Origin of the sequence: Pelomonas dachongensis (assembly GCF_043555865.1) — a bacterium.
Lineage (GTDB): Bacteria > Pseudomonadota > Gammaproteobacteria > Burkholderiales > Burkholderiaceae_C > Pelomonas > Pelomonas dachongensis.
Window position 1 is genome coordinate 39,218 of the sequence record NZ_JBIGHY010000004.1, and the last position, 25,323, is coordinate 64,540.

At 67.5% G+C, this 25,323-nt stretch carries 23 protein-coding genes; 20 read left to right on the plus strand and 3 right to left on the minus strand.

Translation table 11 applies throughout. The features are described 5' to 3' along the window. Positions 1-67 precede the first annotated feature (67 nt). The 17 genes from tsf (at position 68) to ACG02S_RS12365 (ending at position 15,745) form a co-directional block, all read left to right on the plus strand. Complete coding sequence (gene tsf / locus ACG02S_RS12285; RefSeq protein ID WP_394470756.1) at positions 68-961, plus strand: translation elongation factor Ts; 894 nt, start codon at positions 68-70, stop codon at positions 959-961. A gap of 94 nt (positions 962-1,055) precedes the next feature. Next, positions 1,056-1,766, plus strand: a complete 711-nt coding sequence (pyrH, locus tag ACG02S_RS12290; protein ID WP_394470757.1) for a UMP kinase — start codon at positions 1,056-1,058, stop codon at positions 1,764-1,766. 73 nt (positions 1,767-1,839) lie between these two features. Continuing rightward, on the plus strand, positions 1,840-2,400 hold the full coding sequence (frr, locus tag ACG02S_RS12295) for a ribosome recycling factor (RefSeq protein WP_394470758.1): 561 nt from the start codon (positions 1,840-1,842) through the stop codon (positions 2,398-2,400). A gap of 29 nt (positions 2,401-2,429) precedes the next feature. Beyond that, on the plus strand, positions 2,430-3,149 hold the full coding sequence (uppS, locus tag ACG02S_RS12300) for a polyprenyl diphosphate synthase (protein ID WP_394471138.1): 720 nt from the start codon (positions 2,430-2,432) through the stop codon (positions 3,147-3,149). Positions 3,150-3,169: 20 nt separating this feature from the next. Further along, entirely contained in the window at positions 3,170-4,006 is an 837-nt protein-coding gene (locus ACG02S_RS12305; RefSeq protein WP_394470759.1) for a phosphatidate cytidylyltransferase, read from the plus strand. Between the two features lie 10 nt (positions 4,007-4,016). Beyond that, positions 4,017-5,183 carry a 1-deoxy-D-xylulose-5-phosphate reductoisomerase gene (gene ispC / locus ACG02S_RS12310; RefSeq protein ID WP_394470760.1) on the plus strand — a complete coding sequence of 389 codons (1,167 nt, stop codon included), beginning with the start codon at positions 4,017-4,019 and terminating at the stop codon, positions 5,181-5,183. Then, on the plus strand, positions 5,180-6,544 hold the full coding sequence (rseP, locus tag ACG02S_RS12315; RefSeq protein WP_394470761.1) for an RIP metalloprotease RseP: 1,365 nt from the start codon (positions 5,180-5,182) through the stop codon (positions 6,542-6,544). Before ispC ends, rseP begins: the two co-directional genes overlap by 4 nt. An 84-nt stretch (positions 6,545-6,628) precedes the next feature. Next, the gene (bamA, locus tag ACG02S_RS12320; protein ID WP_394471139.1) at positions 6,629-8,911 is read left to right on the plus strand and encodes an outer membrane protein assembly factor BamA; all 2,283 of its coding nucleotides are present in this window, start codon (positions 6,629-6,631) and stop codon (positions 8,909-8,911) included. Then, a complete protein-coding gene (locus tag ACG02S_RS12325; protein ID WP_394470762.1) occupies positions 8,911-9,420 on the plus strand; it encodes an OmpH/Skp family outer membrane protein in 510 nt (169 codons plus the stop codon). The genes bamA and ACG02S_RS12325 overlap by 1 nt, the downstream gene beginning before the upstream one ends. 10 nt (positions 9,421-9,430) lie before the next feature. Next, positions 9,431-10,459, plus strand: a complete 1,029-nt coding sequence (gene lpxD / locus ACG02S_RS12330; RefSeq protein ID WP_394470763.1) for a UDP-3-O-(3-hydroxymyristoyl)glucosamine N-acyltransferase — start codon at positions 9,431-9,433, stop codon at positions 10,457-10,459. Further along, positions 10,456-10,917, plus strand: coding sequence for a 3-hydroxyacyl-ACP dehydratase FabZ (gene fabZ / locus ACG02S_RS12335; RefSeq protein WP_394470764.1), 462 nt, complete (start codon positions 10,456-10,458; stop codon positions 10,915-10,917). The genes lpxD and fabZ overlap by 4 nt, the downstream gene beginning before the upstream one ends. Positions 10,918-10,928: 11 nt before the next feature. After that, a complete protein-coding gene (lpxA, locus tag ACG02S_RS12340; RefSeq protein WP_394470765.1) occupies positions 10,929-11,717 on the plus strand; it encodes an acyl-ACP--UDP-N-acetylglucosamine O-acyltransferase in 789 nt (262 codons plus the stop codon). Positions 11,718-11,722: 5 nt separating this feature from the next. Continuing rightward, the gene (lpxB, locus tag ACG02S_RS12345) at positions 11,723-12,850 is read left to right on the plus strand and encodes a lipid-A-disaccharide synthase (RefSeq protein WP_394470766.1); all 1,128 of its coding nucleotides are present in this window, start codon (positions 11,723-11,725) and stop codon (positions 12,848-12,850) included. Further along, positions 12,822-13,463: a ribonuclease HII gene (rnhB, locus tag ACG02S_RS12350; RefSeq protein ID WP_394470767.1), complete on the plus strand. Its 642-nt coding sequence runs from the start codon at positions 12,822-12,824 to the stop codon at positions 13,461-13,463. Before lpxB ends, rnhB begins: the two co-directional genes overlap by 29 nt. After that, positions 13,460-14,230, plus strand: a complete 771-nt coding sequence (locus ACG02S_RS12355) for a TrmH family RNA methyltransferase (protein ID WP_394470768.1) — start codon at positions 13,460-13,462, stop codon at positions 14,228-14,230. Before rnhB ends, ACG02S_RS12355 begins: the two co-directional genes overlap by 4 nt. Positions 14,231-14,307: 77 nt before the next feature. Further along, entirely contained in the window at positions 14,308-14,493 is a 186-nt protein-coding gene (hemP, locus tag ACG02S_RS12360; RefSeq protein ID WP_394470769.1) for a hemin uptake protein HemP, read from the plus strand. Positions 14,494-14,566: 73 nt separating this feature from the next. After that, complete coding sequence (locus ACG02S_RS12365; RefSeq protein WP_394470770.1) at positions 14,567-15,745, plus strand: DUF2325 domain-containing protein; 1,179 nt, start codon at positions 14,567-14,569, stop codon at positions 15,743-15,745. A 36-nt stretch (positions 15,746-15,781) separates the two neighbouring features. On the opposite strand, the gene ACG02S_RS12370 is transcribed toward ACG02S_RS12365, so the two are convergent. Next, entirely contained in the window at positions 15,782-17,881 is a 2,100-nt protein-coding gene (locus tag ACG02S_RS12370; RefSeq protein WP_394470771.1) for a TonB-dependent siderophore receptor, read from the minus strand. A 324-nt stretch (positions 17,882-18,205) separates the two neighbouring features. Between ACG02S_RS12370 and glgC the strand changes: the two genes are divergently transcribed. Further along, a complete protein-coding gene (glgC, locus tag ACG02S_RS12375; RefSeq protein WP_394470772.1) occupies positions 18,206-19,465 on the plus strand; it encodes a glucose-1-phosphate adenylyltransferase in 1,260 nt (419 codons plus the stop codon). Beyond that, positions 19,465-20,931 carry a glycogen synthase GlgA gene (gene glgA / locus ACG02S_RS12380; RefSeq protein WP_394470773.1) on the plus strand — a complete coding sequence of 489 codons (1,467 nt, stop codon included), beginning with the start codon at positions 19,465-19,467 and terminating at the stop codon, positions 20,929-20,931. The genes glgC and glgA overlap by 1 nt, the downstream gene beginning before the upstream one ends. Here the strand turns inward: glgA and ACG02S_RS12385 are convergent. Together ACG02S_RS12385 and ppsR are read right to left on the minus strand one after the other, a co-directional pair. Then, a complete protein-coding gene (locus tag ACG02S_RS12385; RefSeq protein WP_394470774.1) occupies positions 20,912-21,796 on the minus strand; it encodes an EamA family transporter in 885 nt (294 codons plus the stop codon). The genes glgA and ACG02S_RS12385 overlap by 20 nt on opposite strands. Continuing rightward, positions 21,796-22,617 carry a posphoenolpyruvate synthetase regulatory kinase/phosphorylase PpsR gene (ppsR, locus tag ACG02S_RS12390; protein WP_394470775.1) on the minus strand — a complete coding sequence of 274 codons (822 nt, stop codon included), beginning with the start codon at positions 22,615-22,617 and terminating at the stop codon, positions 21,796-21,798. The genes ACG02S_RS12385 and ppsR overlap by 1 nt, the downstream gene beginning before the upstream one ends. 256 nt (positions 22,618-22,873) lie before the next feature. Here ppsR and ppsA point away from each other — a divergent pair, with 256 nt between their 5' ends. Next, a complete protein-coding gene (gene ppsA, locus ACG02S_RS12395; protein WP_394470776.1) occupies positions 22,874-25,282 on the plus strand; it encodes a phosphoenolpyruvate synthase in 2,409 nt (802 codons plus the stop codon). Positions 25,283-25,323 lie beyond the last annotated feature (41 nt).

The window sequence follows — 25,323 nt, forward strand, 5'->3', positions numbered from 1 at the left end:
CCCTTCCGATCCTGCATCTGAAAGGGGCCGCGAGGCCCCTTTTGCCAACTGAAATCTGGAGATAGAAATGGCTGCAATCACTGCAAGCATGGTGGGCGAACTGCGTGCCCGCACCGACGCCCCGATGATGGAGTGCAAGAAGGCACTGACCGAGGCTGACGGCGATCTGGTCCGTGCGGAAGAAATCCTGCGCGTTAAGCTCGGCAACAAGGCTGGCAAGGCCGCCTCCCGCGTCACCGCAGAAGGCATCGTTGCCTCGGCCGTGGTCGGCGGCAACGGCGCCCTGATCGAAGTGAACTGCGAGACCGACTTCGTCTCGAAGAACGACGCCTTCCTGGCTTTCGTCAACGCCCTGGCCGGCCTTGTGGCTGAACAGAACCCGGCTGACGTTGCCGCGCTGTCGGCCCTGCCGCTGTCGCAAGAAGGCTTCGGCCCGACCGTGGAAGACGTGCGCAAGGGCCTGATCGGCAAGATTGGCGAGAACATGTCGATCCGCCGCTTCCAGCGCTACACCGGCGCCAAGCTGGCGTCCTATCTGCACGGCACCCGCATCGGCGTGATGGTCGAGTTCGAAGGTGACGATGTCGCCGCCAAGGACGTCGCCATGCACGTGGCCGCCATGAAGCCGGCGGCCCTGTCTAGCGCCGATGTCTCGGCCGATCTGGTCGCCAAGGAGCGCAAGATCGCCACCGAGAAGGCTGCCGAATCCGGCAAGCCGGCCGACATCGTCGCCAAGATGGTTGAAGGCTCGGTGCAGAAGTTCCTGAAGGAAGTCTCGCTGCTGGACCAGGTCTTCGTGAAGGCTGCCGACGGCAAGCAGACCGTGGCTGCCTACCTGAAGTCGGCCAACACGACGATCAAGGGCTTCACGCTCTACGTGGTCGGTGAAGGCATCGAGAAGAAGGTCGATGACTTCGCTGCCGAGGTGGCTGCCCAGGTGGCGGCTGCCAAGGGTCAGTAAAGACGCTTGCGAAATAGAACGAAATGAAGGGGCGCCAAGTTGGCGCCCTTTAAACTTCCGGGCCACGACAAGCCCCCCGATTTTTGAGGACACCATGCCCGCGTACAAGCGCATCCTGCTCAAACTCTCCGGCGAAGCCCTGATGGGTGACGACGCCTACGGCATCAACCGCGCGACCATCGTCCGCATGGTGCAGGAAGTCCGCGAAGTCACGCAGATGGGTGTTGAAGTCGCGGTCGTCATCGGCGGCGGCAATATCTTCCGCGGCGTCGCCGGCGGCTCGGTCGGCATGGATCGCGCGACCGCCGACTACATGGGCATGCTGGCCACCGTGATGAACTCGCTGGCCCTGGCCGACACGATGCGCCAGGAAGGCATGATCGCCCGAGTCATGTCGGCCATCGCCATCGAGCAGGTCGTTGAACCCTACGTGCGCCCAAAGGCGCTTCAGTACCTCGAGGAGGGCAAGGTCGTCGTGTTCGCCGCTGGGACTGGCAACCCGTTCTTCACGACCGACACGGCCGCTGCGCTGCGCGGTGCCGAGATTGGCGCCGAGATCGTGCTGAAGGCCACCAAGGTCGACGGCGTCTACACGGCTGACCCCAAGAAGGACCCGAGCGCCACGCGCTACGCGCGCATCAGCTTCGACGAGGCCATCGCGCGCAATCTGCAGGTCATGGACGGTGCAGCCTTCGCGCTGTGCCGCGACCAGAAGCTGCCGATCAAGGTGTTCTCCATCTTCAAGGCTGGCGCGCTGAAGCGCGTCGTGCAGGGCGAGGACGAGGGCACGCTGGTGCACGTTTAAGACGAGTCAGTTGGGGACCGGACTGCTCGCGGACGCGCGAGCGGTATGTCCCGCAAATTCATAGGTATCGATCATGAGCACTGCCGACATCAAGAAGAACGCCGAGGCCAAGATGGCCAAGTCGATCGAGTCGCTGAAGGGCGACCTGCACAAGATCCGCACCGGTCGCGCCCACCCCGGCATCCTGGACCAGGTCAGCGTCGACTACTACGGCTCCATGGTGCCCATTAGCCAGGTGGCCAACGTCACGCTGCTGGACGCCCGCACCATCTCCGTCCAGCCCTGGGAAAAGGGCATGGGCGCCAAGATCGAGAAGGCCATCCGCGAAAGCGACCTGGGTCTGAACCCGGCGTCGCAGGGCGACCTGATCCGGGTGCCGATGCCGCCGCTGACCGAAGAGCGCCGCCGTGACCTGACCAAAGTCGTGCGCAACGCGGGCGAGGACGCCAAGGTGGCGGTGCGCAACCTGCGCCGCGACGCGAACGAGCAGGCCAAGAAGCTGTTGAAGGACAAGGAAATCGGCGAGGACGACGAGCGTCGCAGCCTCGACGAAGTGCAGAAGCTCACCGACCGCGTGATCAACGAGATCGACAAGCTGATCTCGGCCAAGGAAGCCGAGATCCTCGCGGTTTGAGCGCCGTCTTTAGCGCGTCCTCCAGCGTGATGCAGGACCGTCCCGCGCCGCCGCGGCACGTCGCCATCGTCATGGATGGCAACGGCCGCTGGGCCAAGAAGCGCTTCCTGCCGCGCTTCTTTGGCCACAAGGCCGGCGTCGAGGCGGTCGTGCGCACCGTCCAGGCCTGCATCGATCGTGACATCGAGCACCTGACCGTCTTCGCGTTCTCCAGCGAGAACTGGAAGCGCTCGGACGACGAGGTGTCCGGCCTGATGGGCCTGGTGCTGGCTGCCGTCAGCCGCTATCTGGCCAAGATGGGCGCAATGGGCGTGCGCATCCGCGTCGTGGGCGACCGCGAGGCGGTGTCGCCCAAGCTGCGCCACGCCTGGGACGAGGCCGAGGCCAACACTGCGCACAACACCAAGCTGACGCTGAACGTCGCCTTCAATTACGGCGGTCGCTGGGACATCGTGCAGGCCTGTCGCAAGGCCATGGAAGCGGGTGTGCCGGCCAGCGAACTGACTGAGGCCAGTCTGTCGGAGTTCATGGCGATGAGCCATGTGCCCGACCCCGACCTGTTCATCCGCACCGGCGGTGAGGTGCGCATCAGCAACTTCCTGCTGTGGCAGGTCGCTTACACCGAGTTCGTGTTCTCTGACTGCCTGTGGCCAGAGTTCGGCGCGCGCGAGCTGGATGCGGCCATCGCGGCATTCCATGCGCGCGACCGCCGCTTTGGCGGCGTCAAGGAAGCGCCCGCGGCGGCCTGAGGACTGCGGATGAGCCTGCCATGCTGAAGACCCGCATCCTCACCGCCCTCGTGCTGCTGGCCATCCTGCTGCCGGTGCTGTTCCAGTCGTCGCCGTGGCCGTTCGCCTGGGTCAGCGTGCTGATGATCGGCGCTGCGGGCTGGGAATGGTCGCGCCTGAACGGCCTGCCCGGCAGCGGTGCCGTCGCCGCCGGCGTGGCGCTGGCGCTGGCCTGCGTCTGGACGCTGGTGCTGGGCGGCCTGCATGCGCCGCCGGCGTGGATCTGGCTGCTGGCCACGGGTGTCTGGGTGCTGGGCGGCGCGTATGCGCTGCGTGCTGGCCCGACGGGCTGGCCGCAGCTGTCGCGCGGTGCTCGACTGGCACTGGGCGCCGTATTGCTGTGGGGCGCGTGGCTGGCCATCGTGCAGGCCAAGGTGATCGGCATCAACTTCATCCTGTCGGTGTTCTGCCTCGTGTGGATGGCCGACGTCGCCGCTTACTTCTGCGGACGCGCGTTCGGCAAGCGCAAGCTGGCGCCCGCCATCAGTCCCGGCAAGAGCTGGGAGGGTGTCTGGGGCGGCATCGCCGGCGTCATCCTGCTGGGCTTCGTGTGGGTGCATGTCATCGACGTGCAGCTGGCCGTCGACTCACCCAGCCTCTACACCCTGCTGGTGCAGCGCCATGGCTGGGTGTCGCTGCTGGCCCTGATGTTCCTCGGCGCGATGAGCGTCGTCGGCGACCTTTTCGAATCCCTCGTCAAGCGCGCGGCTGGAGCCAAGGACAGCAGCAACCTGCTGCCGGGCCATGGCGGCGTGCTGGACCGCATCGACGCGCTGCTGCCGGTGTTCCCGCTGGCGCTCGCGCTGATCAGCCACTGAGTTCCCTTTCATGAATCGCCAACGCGTCTGCGTCCTCGGCTCGACCGGCTCCATCGGTGTCAACACGCTGGACGTGCTTTCGCGCCACCCCGAGCGCTATGAAGTCGTGGCGCTCAGCGCAATGAGCCGCGTGGACGAGTTGCAGGCCCAGTGCCTGCAGTGGCAGCCGCGCTTCGCCGTGATGCCCGAGCGCGCCGCCGCCGCCCGTCTGCGCGAGCGCCTGCGCGAGGCCGGCAGCACCACCGAGGTGCTGGACGGCGCCGCCGCGCTGGCCGAGATCGCCGCGCACCCGGAGGTCGATACCGTGATGGCCGCCATCGTGGGGGCCGCCGGCCTCGCGCCGGCCATCGCCGCGGCACGGGCCGGCAAGCGGCTGCTGCTGGCCAACAAGGAGGCCATCGTCGTCGGCGGTGCGCTGTTCATGCAGGCGGTGGAGCAGGGCGGCGCAACGCTGCTGCCTATCGACAGTGAGCACTCCGCCATCTTTCAGTGCCTGCCCGAGGACCGCACCACCTGGAACCAGCGCATCGACCACATCGTGCTGACAGCCTCGGGCGGCCCTTTCCGCAGCCGCGACCCGCAGACGCTGGCCGATGTGACGCCCGATCAGGCCTGCGCCCATCCCAACTGGGTCATGGGCCGCAAGATCTCGGTCGACTCCGCGACCATGATGAACAAGGCGCTGGAGGTCATCGAGGCGCGCTGGCTGTTCAACCTCGCGCCCGAGCAAATCAAGGTGCTGATCCACCCGCAGAGCATCATCCATTCGATGGTGGTCTGCCGCGACCAGTCGGTCCTTGCGCAGCTCGGCACGCCCGACATGCGCGTGCCCATCGCCTACGGCCTGTCCTTCCCCGAGCGCATCACGTCCGGCGCCAGCCGGTTGGACCTGCTGACCACGCCCAATCTCACGTTCGAGGAGGCCGACGCGATTCGCTTCCCCGGCCTGCACCTGTCCTGGCAGGCGCTGCGCGCGCCGGAAGGCAGCACCACTGTGCTGAACGCGGCCAACGAGGTCGCGGTCGACGCCTTCCTGCAAGGTCGCCTGCGCTTTGACCGCATCCATGCGGTCAACTCGCAATGCCTGGCCGACGTTCAGCCCGGTGACTGCGCAAGCATCGATGCGCTGCTCGACCTTGACACCCGTACCCGGGCCCACGCGCGCGAATTGCTGTGACGACACTGCTTGCCTTCCTGGCCGCCCTGGCCCTGCTGATCGCCATCCACGAGTGGGGGCACTACCGCGTGGCGCGTGCCTGCGGCGTCAGGGTGCTGCGCTTCTCCATCGGCTTTGGCAAGGTGCTGTGGCGCCGCGTGGGTCGAGATGGCACCGAGTTCACGCTGAGCGCGCTGCCGCTAGGCGGCTACGTGCGCATGCTGGACGAGCGTGAGGGTGCCGTGGCGCCGCACGAGCGCGCCCAGGCCTTCAACCAGCGCCCGCTGCGCCAGCGCGCCGCCATCGTCGCGGCCGGTCCGGCGGCCAACTGGTTGCTGGCCATCGTGTTGTTCGCCGCTGTCGCATGGCTGGGCAGTGAGGTGCCGAAGGCGGTGCTGGGCACGCCGCCGGCCGGGTCGCTGGCCGAGCGCGCCGGCATTCGCGCCGCAGACACGGTGAACGCCGTGTCTGACGACGGCCAGCGCTGGGATGACGTGCAGTCGCTGCTCGACCTGCAGTCCGCCGTGGCACGCGCCCAGGCGCTGGGCGAGCCGCTGTACCTGAGCGTCAGCGGCGAGGGGGGGCACGGCTCGCGCAGCGTGAAGCTGGAGACCGAGCGGCTGTCCGGCCGCGCGCCTGACGCGCAACTGTTCAACGACATCGGTTTGGCGCCGCATGTCCAGCCGCTCATCGGCCAGGTCCAGCCCGGCAGCGCCGGCGCTGCTGCGGGCCTGCGCACCGGCGACCGCGTGCTGTCCATCGACGGCCAGACCGTGCCCGATTTCGGCTACCTGCAGCAGACCGTCCGGCGCGCACACGATGGCGACCAGCCGCGTCCGCTGGCGCTGCGCGTCGAGCGCAGCGGCCAGGTGGTCGAAGTCCAGGCGACGCCGGTGATGGCCGACGAAGGCCAGCGCCGCGTGGCGCGCCTGGGCATCGGATTCGGTGCGGCGCCCGAGCGCGTCTTCGTCCGTCGCGGCCTGCTCGACGGGCTGTGGCAGGGCGTCCAGCAGAGCTGGGACATGGCCGCGACGACGGTGCGCCTGCTGGGTCGCATGCTGATCGGCGAGGCGTCGCTGAAGAACCTCGGCGGACCGATCGCGATTGCCGATGCGGCTGGCCAATCGGCCAAGGCCGGCCTCGTGCCCTACCTCGACTTCCTCGCCAAGATCTCCATGAGCCTGGCGATCCTGAACCTGCTGCCGCTGCCCATGCTCGACGGCGGGCACCTCATGTATCATCTTTTCGAGGGTCTGAGCGGCCGCCCGGTCTCGGAATGGTGGCAGCGGCAACTTCAGCGCGTCGGCGCGCTGGTCCTGGTGCTGATGATGGCTTTGGCCTTTTCCAACGACATTGCCTCCCGCCTGACGGGCTGGCATTGAAACTCCCCGGTCCCCATGTCCTTTTCTTTCAGTTCGGGAGCGAAGAAGCGTCGCCCCTCACTCCTGGCTTTGGCCCTGTTGGGGATGTTTCAGTCGGGGCTAGCCTGGGCGGTCGATCCCTTCGTGCTGAAGGACATCCGCGTCGAGGGCCTGCAGCGCACCGATCCGGGCACCGTTTTCGCCTCGCTGCCGTTCCGCATCGGCGACACCTACAACGACGAGAAGGGCGCCGCCGCGTTGCGCGCGTTGTTCGCCACGGGCCTGTTCAAGGACGTGCGCATCAACATCGAGGGTGACGCGGTCGTCGTCATCATCGACGAGCGTCCCATCATCGCCAACGTGAACTTCGTCGGTCTGAAGGAGTTCGACACCGAGGCGCTGTCCAAGTCGCTGAAGGACGTCGGCATCGGCGAGGGCAAGCCCTTCGACAAGGCGCTGGCCGACCGCGCTGAGCAGGAATTGAAGCGCCAGTACCTGACCCGCAGCCTGTACGGCGCCGAGGTCACGACGACCATCACCCCCATCGAGCGCAACCGCGTCAACGTCAGCTTCAACGTGACCGAGGGCGAGCCGGCCAAGATCGCCGAGATCCGCATCCTGGGCACCAAGGTGTTTTCCGAGAGCACGTTGCTCGGCCTGCTGGAGCAGACCAGCAGCGGCTGGCTGACCTGGTACACCAAGACCGACCGCTATTCGCGCGCCAAGCTGAACGCGGACTTGGAAACCATCCGCAGCCACTACCTGAACCGTGGCTACCTGGAAGTGGCGATCACCTCCACGCAGGTCACCATCTCGCCCGACAAGCAGAGCATCAGCATCGCTGTCACGATCAGCGAAGGTCAGCCGTACACGGTCACCGGCGTGAAGCTGGAAGGCGATTTCCTGGGCCGCGAGGAAGACTTCAAGCACCTGGTGTTCCTGCAGCCCGGCCAGGCCTACCAGGGCGAGGCGGTGGCAAACACCACGCGCGCGTTCAGCGACCTGTTCGGTACCTATGGCTACGCGTTCGCGCGCGTCGACAGCCGGCCGGAGATCGACCGCGCCACCGGTCAGGTGATGGTCACGTTCGTGGCCGAGCCGCAGCGCCGCGTCTATGTGCGCAAGGTCATCATCTCGGGCAACTCGCGCACGCGGGACGAGGTCATCCGCCGCGAGTTCCGCCAGTTCGAATCGGCCTGGTACGACGGCCAGAAGATCAAGGCTTCACGCGATCGCGTGGAGCGCATGGGCTATTTCAAGGACAAGGAAGTCTCCATCGACACCCAGGAGGTGCCGGGTGCGCAGGATCAGGTCGACGTGATCCTGACCGTCGTCGAGCGCCCGACCGGCGCCATCACGGTCGGTGCCGGCTACTCCAGCCAGACCAAGCTGTCCTTCTCCGGCTCCATCCGCCAGGACAACGTGTTCGGCTCGGGTAACTACCTCGGCATCGACGTTGCGACGGCGCGCACGGGGCGGCAGTTCCAGATCTCCACGGTGGACCCGTACTTCACGGTGGACGGCGTGTCGCGCGCCATCGACGTGTTCTACCGCACCACCAAGCCCATCAACACGCTGGGCGAGGAATACGAGTACGTCACCAAGGGCGGCGCGCTGCGCTTCGGCGTGCCGTTCTCCGAGGTCGACACGGTGTTCTTCGGCCTCGGCTACGAACAGACCGACATCACGACCTCCAAGGGCCTGCCCAACAGTTACCTGCTGTTCGTCAACCAGTTCGGCCAGCGCAGCAACTCCGTGCCGCTGACGATCGGTTGGCAGCGTGACAGCCGCGACAGCGTCATCACGCCGATGAAGGGCGTCTACCAGCGCGTCAACTTCGAGCTGAGTGCGGTGGGCGATGCGCGGTTCGGGCGCCTGAACCTGCAGTACCAGCGCTACTTCGAGATCACCAACAAGATCACTCTGGGCCTCAACAGCGAGCTGGGTTGGGGCGAGGGCTTGGGTAGCCGCCCTTACCCCATTTTCAAGAACTTCTATGGCGGCGGCCTGGGCTCCGTGCGGGTCTTCGAGGCCGGCTCGCTGGGACCGGTGGATCCGACCGGCTCGTACATCGGCGGCAACCGCCGCCTGAACGTCAATGCCGAGCTGTACCTGCCGGTGCCCGGCAGCGGCAATGACAAGAGCTTCCGCATCTTCGGCTTCATGGACATGGGCGGCGTGTGGGGCCCGGAGGCCAAGCTCAACTGGAAGACGCTGGTTGACGACAAGGCCAACGAGGGACGCGACATGCTGCGCATGTCGGCCGGTATCGGCCTCTCCTGGATCTCGCCGATGGGGCCGCTGCGGTTGAGTTACGGCAAGCCGATTCGCAAATCCGGCAAGGATAGAATCGAGAAATTCCAATTCCAGATCGGGACTGCATTCTGATGATGAGCAAGCTCTTGCAATCGGTGGCCCTGGCCGCTTCGATGATGGTGGCCGCCTCGGCCGTGCAAGCCCAGGAACTGAAGATCGGCTACGTCAACAGCGAACGCGTGCTGCGCGAAGCCAACCTGGCGAAGGCCGCGCAGATCAAGCTGGAGACGGAGTTCGGCAAGCGCGAGAAAGACCTGCGCGATCTGGAAACCAAGTTGCGCGGCGCTGCCGAGAAGCTCGAGAAGGACGCCCCAACGTTGTCCGAAGCCGAGCGTGGCCGCCGCCAGCGTGACGTGGTGGAGCAGGATCGCGACCTGCAGCGCAAGAAGCGTGAATGGCAGGAAGACCTGACTCAGCGCAAGAACGAGGAACTGTCGGCGGTGGTCGAGAAGGCGAACAGGGTCATCAAGCAAATCTTCGATGCCGAGAAGTACGACCTGATCCTGCAGGACGCCATCCACTTCAGCCCGCGTGTGGATATCACCAAGAAGGTGATCGACACGCTGAACGCGCAGAAGTAAAGCTGTCACGATGGGCACGACGACCGTCGCGCTCTCCGAACTGATCGCCGCCTTGGGCGGCGATTTGCTTGGCGGGTCCGATCTGCGCATCACGGGCATCGCGCCGCTCGACGAGGCGGGCGAAGGCAGCATCAGCTTCCTGTCCAACCCGCGTTACCGGGCCCAGCTCGCGACGACGCGGGCCGCCTGCGTCATCGTCGCGCCGGCGTTCGCCGAGGCGGCTGCCGCCCGTGGCGCGGCCATCGTCACGCCCGAACCCTATCTGTACTTCGCCCGCCTCACGCAGTGGTGGGCCGCGCGCACGCGCCCCGCTGCCGCGGTCGGTGTGCACGCGAGTGCCGTCGTGTCGCCCGAGGCGCAGGTCGGTGAGGGTGTCGAGATCGGCCCGCTGGCCGTCATCGAGGCAGGCGCTGTCATCGGTGACCACGCCCGCATCGGCGCGCACTGCGTCGTCGAGCGTGGCGCCCGCGTCGGCGCGCACACTCGCCTGGCGCCTCGGGTCGTGCTCGGCTACGGCTGCTGTATTGGCGCGCGCGGCTTGGTGCACAGCGGCGTGGTCATCGGCGCCGACGGCTTCGGCTTCGCACCTTCAAGCCAGGGCTACGTGAAGATCGAGCAGCTCGGCAACGTCAGCATCGGCGACGACGTCGAGATCGGCGCCAACACCTGCATCGACCGCGGCGCGCTGGCCGACACCGTCATCGAGGATGGCGTGAAGCTGGACAACCTGATCCAGATCGCGCACAACGTGCGCATCGGCCGAAACACGGCCATGGCCGGCTGCGGCGCCATCGCAGGGTCGACGACGGTGGGTGCCAACTGCACCATCGGTGGCGCTGCCAACATCATCGGCCACCTGAACATCGTGGACGGCGTGCACATCACCGCCTGCACGCTGGTGACGCGGGACATCACGCAGCCCGGGGCCTACAGCGGCGCCTACCCCTTCGAAGAAAACTCGAGCTGGCAGAAGAATGCGGCAACGCTGCGCCAGCTCCACACCCTGAGAGAGCGTGTGCGCGCGCTGGAAAAAAAATGACGACCGAGACGATCACGATGGACATCCACGACATCCTCAAGCGCCTGCCGCACCGCTACCCCATCCTGCTGGTGGACCGTGTGGTGGAGCTGGTCAAGGGCGAGCGCATCCGCGCGATCAAGAACGTGTCGATCAACGAGCCCTTCTTCCTCGGCCATTTTCCGCACCGGCCCGTGATGCCGGGCGTGCTCATCCTCGAAGCCATGGCCCAGGCCGCGACGCTGCTGGCACTGCGCAGCAAGGACATGGTGCTGGACGAGAAGTCGGTGGTGTATTTCGCCGGCATCGACGGCGCACGCTTCAAGCGCCCGGTCGAACCGGGCGACCAGCTTGTGCTGGAGGTGGCGCTGGGCCGCGCGAAGGCCGGCATCTACAAGTTCAGCGCCCGCGCGCTGGTGGGCGATCAGCTCGCGGCCGAGGCCGAGCTGATGTGCACGATGCGCCGGCTCGAAGCCTGAGGTCGCACGCGATGGCCATCCACCCCACCGCCATCGTCCACCCCGGAGCGCAGCTGGACAGCAGCGTCGAGGTCGGCGCCTATTCGCTGATCGGCCCGCACGTGAAGATCGGCCCCGGCACGCAGGTCGGCCCTCATGTCGTCATCGAAGGCCACACGACCATTGGCCGCGACAACACCTTCTTCCAGTTCAGCTCCATCGGCGCCGCCAACCAGGACAAGAAGTACGCCGGCGAGCCGACGACGCTGGTCATCGGCGACCGCAACACCATCCGCGAGTTCTGCACGCTGAACATCGGCACGGTGCAGGACCGCGGCGAGACGACGGTGGGCAATGACAACTGGATCATGGCCTACTGCCACCTGGCGCATGACGTGGTCATCGGCAACGAATGCGTGCTGGCCAACAACGCCACGCTGGCCGGACACGTACACGTGGGAGACCACGTCACCATCGGCGGCCTGACCGGCATCCTGCAGCGCATGCGCATCGGCGACCACGCAATGATCGGCTTCCAGGCCCACGTGGCGCAGGACGTTCCGCCGTTCATGACGGTGGACGGCAACCCGCTGGCGGCACGGGCGGTCAACGTGGTGGGCCTGAAGCGCCGCGACTTCAGCGCCGAGCGCATCGGCGTCATCCGCCAGATCTACAAACTGCTGTACCGCACGGGCCACACGCTGGATGAGGCCAAGGCGGCCATCGCGGCGTTGAAGGGGACCGAGGGCGGTGCAGCCGATGGTGACATCGACAACATGCTCGGGTTTCTTGCCGCGTCAACACGCGGCATCGTGCGCTGAAGCGAATGAGCGGACCAGCGCCACGCTTCGGATTCGTGGCCGGCGAGGCCAGCGGCGACCTGCTCGCGGGTCTGCTGCTGCATGGTCTGCGCGCACGCTGGCCCGAGTTGACCTCGCAGGGCATTGGCGGCCCGAAGATGATAGCGCAGGGCTTTGAGACCTGGTGGCCGCACACCAAGCTGTCCATCTTCGGCTATGTCGATGCGTTGCTGAACATCCGCGAGCTGCTGTCCATCCGCAAGCAGTTGGGCACGCGGCTCATCGCCAACCGGCCCGATGTGTTCATCGGTGTGGACGCGCCTGACTTCAACTTCGGGTTGGAGACGCGGCTTCGCGAGGCGGGCATCAAGACCGTGCACTTCGTCTGCCCGTCCATCTGGGCCTGGCGGCCAGAGCGGGTCGAGAAGATCAAGGCCGCGGCCGACCACGTGCTGTGCCTGTTCCCGTTCGAGCCCGAGATCCTGCACCAGGCCGGCATCGGCGCCACTTACGTCGGCCATCCGCTGGCCGACGCCATCCCGATGGAGCCACCGCGTGCGGCTGCGCGCGAGGCGCTGGGCCTGGCCGAGGGCGACACCGTCATCGCGCTGCTGCCCGGCAGCCGCAAGAGCGAGATCAACTACATCGCGCCCGCGCTGATCGGCGCTGCGAAGCTGCTGGCGCGACCGGGCCGGCGCTTCGTGATGCCGGTGGTGCCGGGCCTGCGCGGCCTCGTCGAGCCGATGCTGCAGGGTGCCGACATCCAGCTCATCGACGGCCAGTCCCACGCCGTGCTGGCCGCTTGCGACCTGACGCTGGTGGCCAGCGGCACGGCCACGCTGGAGGCGGCGCTGTTCAAGCGGCCCATGGTCATCGCCTACCGCATGAACGCGCTGAACTGGTGGCGCATGAAGGGCAAGGGCCTGCTGCCTTGGGTGGGCCTGCCCAACATCCTGGCGCGCGAATTCCTGGTGCCCGAGCTGATCCAGCACGACTGCACGCCCGAGATGCTCGCCCGCGAGGCCGAGGCCTTGCTGGCCGATGCACCACGCCGCGCTGCGCTGCACGCGCGCTTTGTCCAACTCCACGAGCTGCTGCGGCAAGACACCGCGCGGCGTGCCAGCGATGCCATCGCGACGCTTATCGGTGCCTGAGCAGGTGATGCTCGACTGGACGCCGTCCGGCCTCGTGGCCGGTGTGGACGAGGCCGGCCGCGGGCCGCTGGCCGGGCCGGTGTTCGCCGCCGCCGTCATCCTCGACGACCTGCAGCCGATCCAGGGGCTGGCTGACTCCAAGGTGCTGACGGCTGCCAAACGCGCCCGGCTCTATGACGAGATCCGCGCGAAGGCGCTGTGCTGCTGCATCGCACACGCGACGACTGAGGAGATCGACCAGATCAACATCCTGCAGGCGACGATGCTGGCCATGCAGCGCGCCGTGCACGGCCTGCGACTGAAGCCGACGCTGGTGCGCATTGACGGCAACCGCCTGCCCGTGCTGCCTATGAGCGCCGAGGCCATCGTGAAGGGCGACGCGACCGTGCAGGCGATCTCCGCCGCCAGCATCCTGGCCAAGGTTGCGCGAGATCTGTTCTGCGAGCAGATGCACCAGAGCCATCCGCAGTATGGCTTTGCGACCCACAAGGGCTATGGCACGCCGGAGCATCTGGCCGCGCTGAAGGCGCATGGCGCCAGCCCGTGGCACCGCCGCAGTTTTGCGCCCGTGCGCAACGTCTGCATCGACGTGACGACCAACACGCTGGCATGAAGCTGGACCCCGTCACCTCGCGCGACAACCCGGCGCTCGTTCGGCTGCGCAAGATAGCGGCCGACTCGGCGGGCTACCGCAAGACCGGCAGCGTGTGGGTCGAAGGCGACCACCTGCTGCGCGCGGCGCTGCAGCGCGGCTGGCAGCCGGCGCTCGTCGTGCTCACCGAAGGCGCGATGCAGGACCCGGCACTGGCGGCGCTCGCCGGGGCCGCGCCGCGCGCGCTGGTCGTGCCTACCGCGCTGTTCAAGGGCCTGAGCGGCCTGGAGTCGCCCGCACAGATCGGTGCCGAGCTGACGCTGCCCGCAGCGCCGGCCATCGCCGCTGACGCTGCAAGCGTCGTGCTGGACCGGCTGCAGGACGCCGGCAACGTGGGCGCCATCCTGCGCAGCGCGGCGGCCTTCGGCGTGCGCCAGGTGCTCGCGCTGAAGGGCACGGCGGCGCTGTGGTCGCCCAAGGTCGTGCGGGCGGGGCAGGGCGCACATTTCGGGCTGCGCCTCGTGGAAGGCCTGGCCTCAGATGATCTGGCCGCCCTCCAGGTGCCGCTGATCGCGACCAGCTCGCACACGGAGCACGTTTTGCACCGCGTGAGCCTGCCCTCGCCCTGCGCGTGGGTCATGGGGCATGAAGGCCAGGGCGTGTCGCCTGCGTTGATGGCGCGCTGCGCGCTGACTGTGGGCATCCCGCAGCCGGGTGGCGAGGAGTCGCTGAACGTCGCCGCCGCTGCCGCCATCTGCCTCTACGAGAGCGAGCGCCAGCGCGGCTGAACGACGGCCGCCGGGCGGGCCTGGCTTGAAGATGAGATTCGCTTGCAATTGCGAATCGCTCTCATTAAAGTGGCGACATGCTTGTTGACCCCCACTCCCGCCAGACGCCTGCGACGCCGGCGTCGCGCCCCGACGTTGCTCCACTGCCGCGCATCGACAGTGACGCGCTACTGGGCCCGCGCGGCGAGGTGCTGATCGTCCATCGGCAGCAGGTCTACCGCCTGCGCGTGACCAGTCTGGGCAAGCTGATCCTGACCAAGTAAGCCGTCCCTGTCGCCATTCGACACCCGCGCCAGCCAGCCGCCGCGAGCCCGCGCTTCCCACCGGAGCCTGCCCATGGCCGAAGCCTGTTGCGCCGCGCATGCGGCACTGCCCCCCACCACCGGTTCGCGCCGCCGCCGGCTCTGGGAGCTGGGCAGCCATGCTCATTGTCCCGTCATCGGCGTCTGCCTGCCGCTGGAGCGCGTGCGCCAGCTGGCGAAGAAGCTGCTGGTGCTGCAGGGTGACGAAGACGACTACACGCTGCATTGCAGCCTCGTCACCGCAGCCGCACGCCGCAATGCGGTGGCGGAGGCCTTGCAGAAGGACCTGGAGCAGCGCTTCACGCTGGATGTGCGCGCTGCCGCGCAGGCCAAGTGTCGCGACAGCCTGATGGCCTGGTGGCGCGGCCGTGCGTTGCACAGCGAGGGCATCGCCGGCGCGCTGTGGGCCACGCTGACGCATGCGCGCTGCGACGAGTGGCTGGAGATGCGCGTGCTCGGCCAGGTGCACATGCTGCAGCACCAGGTGGGCGCCGCGCAGCGCGTGGATCTGGCGCGCCACCGCGAACTCGCGGCCGAGCACCAGGCGCTGATGCGCGACTACGCCGAAGCGCAACAGCGCGTCACGGCCTGGGGCCAGGAGCGCGCGCGTGAGCAGCAGGCCTGGGAGCAGGAACGCATGCAGCAGCGTGGCGCGGTGATCGCGCTGCAGACACAGCTCGCGCATGCGCAGGAGCAGCTGCAGCAATGGCAGGCAGCACGGCCGGACCTGCCGGAGCGCGAAGCGCTACGCGAGCGGCTGGCCGAGCAGGCGGCGCGCAACCAGCTGCTGCAGCGCGAGGTCCACCGGCTGACGTCACGCGCGGCGCTGCCGGCAGATGTGGCCGATGCGGAGCCCGCACCCGTGGCAGCGGCATGCGAGCTGCCGCTTGTGCCGGTCAAGCTTGAGCACCGCGTGGTGCTGTGCGTGGGCGGGCGTGGCGGCAGCGTGCCGCAGTACCGGCAGGCGGTGGAGGTCTGCGGCGCGCAGTTCCTGCACCACGACGGCGGCAGCGAGCACAAGCCCGCGCAGCTGGAGCCGCAACTGGCTGCGGCCGACCTGGTGATCTGCCAGACCGGCTGCATCAGCCACGACGCCTACTGGCGCGTGAAGGACCACTGCAAGCGCCACGGCAAGCGCTGCGTGTTCGTCGAGACGCCCAGCCGCAGCGCGTTCGAGCGCGCGCTGGCGCAGGCGGCGATTGAGCCCTCGTGAGGGCCAGCCCCGGCGTGCGGCCGGGGCGCTGCCGCATCAGAGCTTGTAGCTCAGCGACACGCTGTAGTGGCGCGGCGGGATGTAGATCGCCCCGGACTGCAGGCCGCCAACGGCCTTCTTGTCGAACAAGTTGTTGACGTTCACGCGCAGCGTGGCGCGGTCGTTCAGGCTGTAGGCCGCGAAGGCGTCAGCTTTCACATAAGCGCCTTGGGAAGGGCCAAAGGCCTTGGACACGTCCGACTGCCAGCGCGCAGCGATGCCGACTCGTAGCGCCGGCAGCGCAGGTACCCCGCTGTCCACACGGACGTTGAACGTGTTGCGCGGCACCCATTCGTAGATGTCCTTGCCGTCGTCGCCGGTCAGGATCAGGCGGGTGTAGCCGGTCGTGATCTTGGCATCCTTGCCCAGGCGGCCGGTGGCTTCGATCTCGAAGCCCTTGGACTCGACGTTCACCGGCTTGTACCACCACTGGCCGGCAGCATTGACGCCGGCGTAGGTGGCCAGGCCTTCCTGTTTGGCGGTGAACAGCGCGAACGTGGTCAGCAGCGACTTGTTCAGCCATTCAGCCTTGACACCGACCTCGGTGTTGATGCCCTTCACCGGCGCCAGCAGGTCGCCGTTGATGTCAGCCTGTTCCTGCGGCAGGAAGATGTCGGAGTACGACACATAGCCGAGCACGTCGGGCGTGATGTCGTAGGTGAAGCCGACGTAGGGGCTGACTTCCTGCGTCTTCGGGTCCAGCAGCTTGCCACCGCTGCCGTAACGCGACTGGCCGCCGCGCACATGACGCATCGCGTTGACGCCCAGGATGGCCTTGAAGGCGTCGGTCAGCTGCAGACGCGAGGCGACATACAGGCGGGTCAGCGACTGCTCGCCGGTTGTGCAGGTGGTGCGCTGGCCCCAGGTGGGCTCAGGCACGGCATCGCCGCCGAAGGGTTGGGCTGGCAGCGACGGATTCGCGTAGCCGGCCAGACAGTCGCCGCCTGGCACGTAGGTGTCGGTGCTGAGCTCCTCCTCAGAGCGGTTCAGGCCCACCAGCAGGTCATGCTTGCGACCGAAGGCGCTGAAGCGGCCGCTGAGGTTCACGTCCAGCGTCTGGTTGTTGGTGTCGCCTTCGCTGCGGTAGTGCTGTCCGATCAGGCCGGTGTTGTCCGGATTCAGCGTGCCGTAGACGTAGAACAGCTTGGTCGATTCCTTGCCCTGGCGGTTGTTGTAGGTGACCTTCGCTTCCCAGTCGTCCGACAGGCGATGCGCGTACTCGATGAAGGCGCTGCGGGACTCGACGTTCCAGTAGTTGTACTTCTGCGCGGTGGACGAGCCTACCGGCAGGTCCGCCTGGGTACCGTCGGAGCGGCGCAGCGTCAGCGAGCCCCACATGGCGCCGTCCTGCTTGGAATCGGTGGCCGTCACGCCCACGGTGAGCACCCCGTTGCGGCCGATCTGGCCGTCCACCACACCGTAGACGGTGGTGCGCTGGTCTTTCAGATCGCGCAGGTAGGAGTCCTTGTCCTCGTGCGCCACCACCAGACGGGCGGCCCAAGCGCCGTCATCGCTCAGCACCTTGTTGTAGTCCAGCCCGATGCGCTTCTTGCCCCATGAGCCGAAGGCGATGTTGGCCTCGCCGCCGTCCTCGTTGGTGGGGCGCTTGCGCACGTAATTGATGGTGCCGGACGCGTTGCCAACGCCGGTCAGGAGGCCATTGGCGCCGCGGATCAGCTCGATCTTGTCGAACACGAACGTGTCCTCGCGGCCGACCACGGTGCCCCAAGAGTTGCTCATGCCCAGCCCGTCGAGCTGCGTGAGCTGAATGTCGAAACCGCGCGCATTGAACGTTGCGCGGTTGGTCTCCCACAGCTCAACGTTGATGCCGGTGGCCAGGGCCAGCGCCTCGTTGCTGCCGGTCAGGCCGAAGTTGGCGATGTCTTCCTTGTCCAGCGTGCTGATGGTCTGCGGCGTGTCCTTCAGCTCCATCGCCAGGCCGGTTGCGCCCTTGGAGATGCGGTTGGCGCGCTTGCCCGTCACGACAACGGACTCGATCTGCTGCGTGGGCGCGGGGGTGGTCTGCGCGTGGACGGCGCCGAGCAGGGCGCAGGCGGAGGCGACGGCGACAGCCGTCAGCGTGAAAGGCTTGTTCATGGTGGTTGGCAGGCGTTGCGCGCATCGCCTGCAAGAGGGCAGCGTCGCAGCAGGGCCGGGGATGAGGTTGTGCTGGCATTGTAGGCTGGCAAATGAGAATCAATATCATTCAAAAAGGGCGACTGTTGCATTCATGCGGCCCGCTTCGCAGCCACGACTGAGCTGTGTTGCCGGTTGAAGAAGCCCCGCGAGCCTTACGGGGGGCTCGGAAGGTGCGGCAATTGCTCGTGTCATGTGGCGTCTGCCGGATAGTTGCGGGAACCCCCGCTGGCGGCTGGCGCATTGCCCGCCCAGACTGCGGCGAAACCACACACCCGACATTCCATGGCCACCGTACCCTCGCCGCACCAGCTGTCCCGCCGTGCCATCGCCCTCGTGCTCGCTGGCGGACGAGGCTCCCGCCTGAAGCAGCTCACTGACGCCCGCGCCAAGCCGGCGGTCTATTTCGGGGGCAAGTTCCGCATTGTCGACTTCGCGCTCAGCAACTGCGTGAACAGCGGCATCCGCCGCATCGGCGTGGTCACGCAGTACAAAAGCCATTCGCTGTTGCGCCACATCCAGCGCGGCTGGAGCTTCCTGCGCGCCGAGCTGAACGAGACCGTCGACCTGATGCCTGCGCAGCAGCGTGTCGATGAGGAAAGCTGGTACCGCGGCACCGCTGATGCGGTCTACCAGAACCTGGACATCATCCAGAGCACGGCGGCCGAGTACATCGTCGTGCTGGCGGGTGACCACGTCTACAAGATGGACTACTCCAGCATGCTGGTGGACCACGTCAGCACCGGTGCCGGCTGCACGGTGGGCTGCATCGAGGTGGACAAGGGCGAGGCCAGCGCGTTCGGCGTGATGGCCATCGATGGCGAGCGCCAGATCACCGCGTTCCAGGAGAAGCCGGCGAACCCGCCCACCATGCCGGGCAGCGACAGCGTCTGCCTGGCCAGCATGGGCATCTACATCTTCAATGCCGACTACCTCTACCGCCTGCTCGCCGAGGACCTGGCCAACCCCGACTCCAGCCACGACTTCGGCAAGGACGTGATCCCCAAGGTCGTTGCCGAGGGCCGCGCCGTGGCGCACCCGTTCAGCATGAGCTGCATCCACAACCCCAACGGCGCCGCGCCCTACTGGCGCGACGTCGGCACGCTGGACGCGTTCTGGGCCGCCAACCTGGACCTGGCCTCCATCAATCCCGAGCTGGACATCTACGACACTGACTGGCCGATCTGGACCTACCAGCGCCAGCTGCCGCCGGCCAAGTTCATCCCCGACCACAACGGTATGCACGGCATGACGGTCAACACCATCGTCAGCGCCGGCTGCATCGTGTCGGGCGCCCACGTCGTGCAGTCGGTGCTGTTCAACAACGTGCGCATCCGCTCGTTCTGCAACATCCACCAGTGCGTGCTGCTGCCGGGTGTCGAGGTGGGGCGGCACTGCCGGCTCACCAAGGTCATCATCGACCGCGCCTGTGTGATCCCCGACGGCCTCGTCGTCGGTGAAGACGCAGCGCTGGACGCCGCCCGCTTCGAACGCACCGACAGCGGCGTCGTGCTGATCACCAAGCAGATGCTCGCGAGGTTGTGATGCGGGTTCTGCAGGTCAGCGCGGAGCTGTTCCCGCTGCTGAAGACCGGCGGTCTCGCCGACGTGGCCGGTGCGCTGCCCGCCGCGCTGGCCGCGGCCGGAGCCGAGCCGCGGCTGCTGGTGCCGGGCTTCCCGGCCATCCGCGAGTCGCTGGTGCACGAGTGCGCCGTTGCGCCCGTCGCACTGCCGTGGAGCGAGGGCCGGGCGGTGCTGTTGCGCGGCCGGCTGCCAGGCTTCGAGGCGCCTGTCTATGTGCTCGATGCGCCCGGCCTGTTCGACCGCCCCGGCAACCCCTATGCCGACGAAGCCGGTGTGACCTATGCCGACAACCACCGCCGCTTCGCGCTGCTGGGCCTGGCCGCGGCGCGGCTGGCCGAAGGCGTGGACCCGGCGTGGCGCCCGCAGATCGTCCATGCGCACGACTGGCATGCCGGCCTGGCCTGCGCACACATCGCCGCGGGCCGCGCACGTGGCCGTACTGACGCGCGCATGGTCTTCACCGTGCACAACCTCGCCTACCAAGGCCTCTTTCCCGCCGACTGCTTCGCCGACCTGGGCCTGCCGCCAGCGCACTACGCGGTCGAGGGCCTGGAGTTCTACGGCCAGGTCAGCTTCATGAAGGCCGGCTTGCATTTCGCCGATGCCATCACCACCGTCAGTCCCGGCTACGCCCGCGAGATCCAGACGCCGGAGCAGGGGTGCGGCCTGGACGGCCTGCTGCGCCACCGCGCCGCCGTATTGCACGGCGTGCTCAACGGGGTCGACTACCGCCTGTGGTCGCCCGCGCGCGACCGCAGCCTGGCCCAGCCCTACGACGCCGACCGCCCCGAAGGCAAGGCCGACTGCAAGGCCGCCCTGCAAGGCGAATGCGGTCTGGCCGTAAAGGTCGACGCCCCGCTGTTCGGCATCGTCAGCCGCCTCACCGAGCAAAAGGGCCTGCCGCTCGTGCTGGAAGCCCTGAACGACCTGCTCGCTGCCGGCGGCCAACTGGTGGTGCTGGGCAGCGGCGATGCGCGCCTGGAAGCCGAGTTCTCAGCCGCAGCGGCGAGGCATCCCGGGCAGGTGGCCCGCCGCACCGGCATGGACGAGGGCCTGGCCCATCACATCTACGCCGGCAGCGACGTGATGCTGGTGCCCAGCCGCTTCGAGCCCTGCGGGCTGACTCAGCTCTACGGCCTCAGCTACGGCGCGCTGCCGCTGGTTCACCGCGTGGGCGGCCTGGCCGACACGGTGGTGGACTGCACGCTGGAAGACCTCGACGCCGGGGCCGCGACCGGCTTCGTCTTCGACGCCTTCACCGCGGACGCCTACCGGCGCGCGCTGCGCCGCGTCTTCGCGCTGTGGAGCCGGCCCGCGAGCTGGGCGAACGTGCGCAACGCAGCCATGCGGCAGCGCTTCGGCTGGGATGCGGCGGCGCGGCGCTATGTCGAGATCTATGCCGGCCTGGCTACAGCGCCAGCGCAATGACGCCCACGCCGATCAGCGCCGCGCCGGCCAGCCGCCAGCCGCGCTCGCCTTCGCCCAGCAGTTGCCCGCCCAGCAACGCCGCGATGAGCATCGACACCTCGCGCGCCGGCGCCACGCGCGACAGCGGGGCCTCCTTCACGGCCAGCAGCACCAGCACGTAGGCGGCCGGTCCAAGCACCGCGACGGCCAGGATGCCGCGCCACGAGCGCCTCACCTCGGGCCAGAAGCTGTGCGTCTGCCGCAGCGTGACCGGCAACTGCATGGCCACGCGCAACACGTTGCCGAAGTAGTCCAGCAGCAGCGGCGACATCGCGAGCACCTTGACGGCGTAGCCGTCCAGCACCGTGTAGCCGGCGATCAACGCGCCCGTGGCGGCGCCCCACCCGATGCCGTCGCGGCGGCGCCGCGCAGCTTTGGCGTCCTGCGGCACGCCGCGGCCGATGAGGCGCGGCCCCATCGTGATGACGAGGATGCCACCGACCACGCCCGCCAGGCCCAGCGTGCCGTACACGCCAAGATGTTCGCCCAGCAGCACGACGGCGGCGATGGCCGACAGCAGCGGTCCGCTGCCGCGCGCGACGGGGTAGACGACCGTCAGGTCGCTGTGCCGGTAGCCGGCGATCAGGCAGTTGAAGTACAGCAGGTGCACGACAGCGCTGGCGGCGACGAAGGCCCAGTTCAGCAGCGTCCAGCCGGGCACCTCGTCCAGGCCTATCCACAGCACGACGGGCAGCCAGAACACGACGACGCCGACCGCGCAGGTCAGCACGAAATGCGGCCCGCCGCCCCACTTCTTGGCGGCCAGGTTCCAGAGCGCGTGGAGGAGGGCGGCGGTGAGTACGAGGGCCAGCGCCGAGGCGGGCATCAGTACACGAGCCGGTCTGGCCGGATGTCGCGCAGGATGGTCGTCGCGATCTCTTCGATGCTCTTGTGTGTGGACGACAACCACGCGATGCCCTCGCGCTTCATCATCGCTTCGGCCTCGTTGACCTCGTAGCGGCAGTTCAGCGTGTCGGCGTACTTGCTGCCCGGGCGCCGTTCGTTGCGGATGCTGCTGAGCCGCTCGGCATCGATGGTCAGCCCGAAGCACTTGCGCTTGTGCGGCAGCAGCGGCGCGGGCAGCTTGCGGCGCTCGAAGTCCTCGGGGATCAGCGGGTAGTTGGCGGCCTTGATGCCGTGCTGCATCGCCAGGTACAGCGAGGTGGGCGTCTTGCCTGAGCGCGACACGCCGACGAGGATGACGTCGGCGACGTCGAGGTTCTTGGAAGACTGCCCGTCGTCATGCGCCAGCGAGAAGTTGATGGCCTCGATGCGGTCGTGGTACTCCTGGCTCTGCGCCACGTCCGAGAAGCGGCCCACGCGGTGGTTGCTCTTGATGCCGAACTCTTCTTCCAGCGGTTCGATGAAGGTGCCGAACATGTCCATGACGCGGCCCTGGCAGCGCTCCCGGACGATCTTCAGAACCTCGCGGTCCACCAGTGTGGCGAACACGATGGGCCGCTCGCCCTCGCGCATGGCCAGCTCGTTGATCTCGGCGACGACCGCCTGCGCCTTCTCGGGCGTGTCGATGAACGGCCGGCGCACGTGCCGCGGCTTGATGGAGAACTGCGCCAGGATGGAGTTGCCGAAGGTCTCGGCAGTGATGCCGGTGCCGTCAGAGACGAAGTAGACGGTTCTGGCGGGCATGGTGGTGATCGGCGAGTTTCGGGGCGCGCCCATGATAGCCAGCGGACCCTGCGTTCCGGGGCGGTTACGCCGAGGTACGAACCGCCTAGAATCCGCGGCAATTCCTCGCGATCAGCCTCATGTGCGCCTCCGCCCTCCTAGAAGAATCCAGAAATGGACGGAGCCGCGCCTGCCTTGAGCGGTTCAGCTCGGCAGATGAAAGCATGGGTGTGGACGACGCGACGACACCGGTTTTTCAACCTCCCGGAGTTTTTCCATGTCCACCCTTTTCGAGGCGACCGCCCTGGTCGTACCGTTTGAGAACCTGAGGATGACCGATGTCGAGGCAGTTGGCGGCAAGAACGCCAGCCTCGGCGAAATGATCTCGCAGCTCGCCGCCAGCGGGGTGCGCGTCCCCGGAGGGTTCGCCACAACGGCGCATGCGTTCCGGCAGTTCCTCAAGCACGAGGGACTGGACGCGCGCATCGCGGCGCGCCTGGCCACGCTTAACACGGACGACGTCCGCGCGCTGGCGCAGGCCGGCGCCGAGATTCGCGGCTGGATCGAGAACCAACCGTTCCCGGCCGATCTGGAGGCCGGCGTGCGTTCGTCGTTCGCGCAGCTGACCGCCGACAACCCCGGCGTGTCCTTCGCCGTGCGTTCGTCTGCCACCGCCGAGGACCTGCCCGACGCCTCGTTCGCGGGCCAGCAGGAAACCTTCCTGAACGTCGTCGGCATCGATGAAGTGCTGCACAAGATGCGCGAGGTGTTTGCGTCGCTGTACAACGACCGCGCCATCAGCTACCGCGTGCACAAGGGTTTTGCGCACAACGACGTGGCCTTGTCCGCGGGTGTGCAGCGCATGGTGCGCAGCGACCTGGGCTCGGCGGGTGTCATGTTCACCATCGACACCGAGAGCGGCTTTCAGGACGTCGTCTTCATCACCTCCAGCTACGGCCTGGGCGAGACGGTGGTGCAGGGTGCCGTGAACCCGGACGAGTTCTACGTCCACAAGCCCGCGCTGAAGGCCGGCAAGCTGGCCATCATCCGCCGCAACCTGGGCTCCAAGCTGCTGCGCATGGAGTTCGCCTCAATCGAGGAAAAGGCCGCCAGCGGCAAGCTGGTGAAGACCGTGGACACGGCGGTCGAGTCCCGCAACCGCTACTCGCTGAATGACGCCGAGGTCACCGAGCTGGCCCAGTACGCGCTGATCATTGAACAGCACTACGGCCGCGCGATGGACATCGAGTGGGGCCGTGACGGCGTGGACGGCAAGATCTACATCCTGCAGGCCCGCCCCGAGACGGTGAAGAGCCAGGCCGCCGGCCAGGTCGAGCTCGCCTACAAGCTGAAGGCCCACAGCGCCGTGCTGGCGGAAGGCCGTGCCATCGGTCAGAAGATCGGTACCGGGCCGGTTCGCCTGGTCGACAGCGTCGCCGACATGGAGCGCGTGCAGCCCGGCGACGTGCTGGTCACCGACATGACCGACCCGAACTGGGAGCCGGTCATGAAGCGCGCCAGCGCCATCGTGACGAACCGTGGCGGGCGCACCTGCCACGCGGCCATCATTGCGCGCGAGCTCGGCATTCCCGCCGTGGTCGGCTGCGGTGACGCGACCGATGTGCTGAAGGACGGACAGCTGGTCACCGTGGCCTGTTCGGAGGGCGACACCGGCTACATCTACGACGGCCTGCTGGAGACCGAGGTCAGCGAGGTGCATCGCGGCGAGCTGCCGTACTGCCCCATCAAGATCATGATGAACGTCGGCAACCCGCAACTGGCCTTCAACTTCGCGCAGCTGCCGTCCGGCGGCGTGGGCCTGGCCCGGCTGGAATTCATCATCAACAACAACATCGGCGTCCACCCCAAGGCCATCCTGGACTATCCGAACATCGACGCCGACCTGAAGAAGGCCGTCGAGTCGGTGGCCCGCGGCCACGCGTCGCCGCGTGCCTTCTACGTGGACAAGCTGGCCGAGGGCATCGCCACCATCGCCGCGGCGTTCTTCCCGCGCCCGGTCATCGTGCGGCTGTCGGACTTCAAGTCCAACGAGTACCGAAAGCTCATTGGCGGCACACGCTACGAGCCGGATGAAGAGAACCCGATGCTGGGCTTCCGCGGCGCGTCGCGCTACATCAGCGGCGAATTCCAGGATGCCTTCGCGATGGAGTGCGAGGCGCTGAAGCGCGTGCGCAAGGACATGGGCCTGAACAACGTCGAGATCATGGTGCCGTTCGTGCGCACCGTGAAGCAGGCCGAGAAGGTCGTCGCCATGCTGGCCGAGCGAGGGCTGAAGCGCGCGGCCGCGGGCGGTACCGACGGCCTGCGGCTCATCATGATGTGCGAGGTGCCCAGCAACGCCATCCTGGCCGAGCAGTTCCTGGAACACTTCGACGGCATGTCCATCGGCTCCAATGACCTGACGCAGCTGACGCTGGGCCTGGACCGCGACTCGGGCCTGGAGCAGCTGGCCGGCGACTTCGACGAACGCGACCCGGCCGTGAAGGCCATGATCTCGCGCGCCATCCGCGCCTGCCGTGCCACCGGGAAGTACATCGGCATCTGCGGCCAGGGACCCAGCGACCATCCGGACTTCGCCGAGTGGCTGGCCGAGGAGGGCATCGTGTCCATCTCGCTGAACCCCGACACGGTGATCGACACCTGGCAGCGCCTGGCCGCCAAGTAAGCCTTCGCGCCTGACGACCAGCCCGGGTTCTCCGTAAGGGA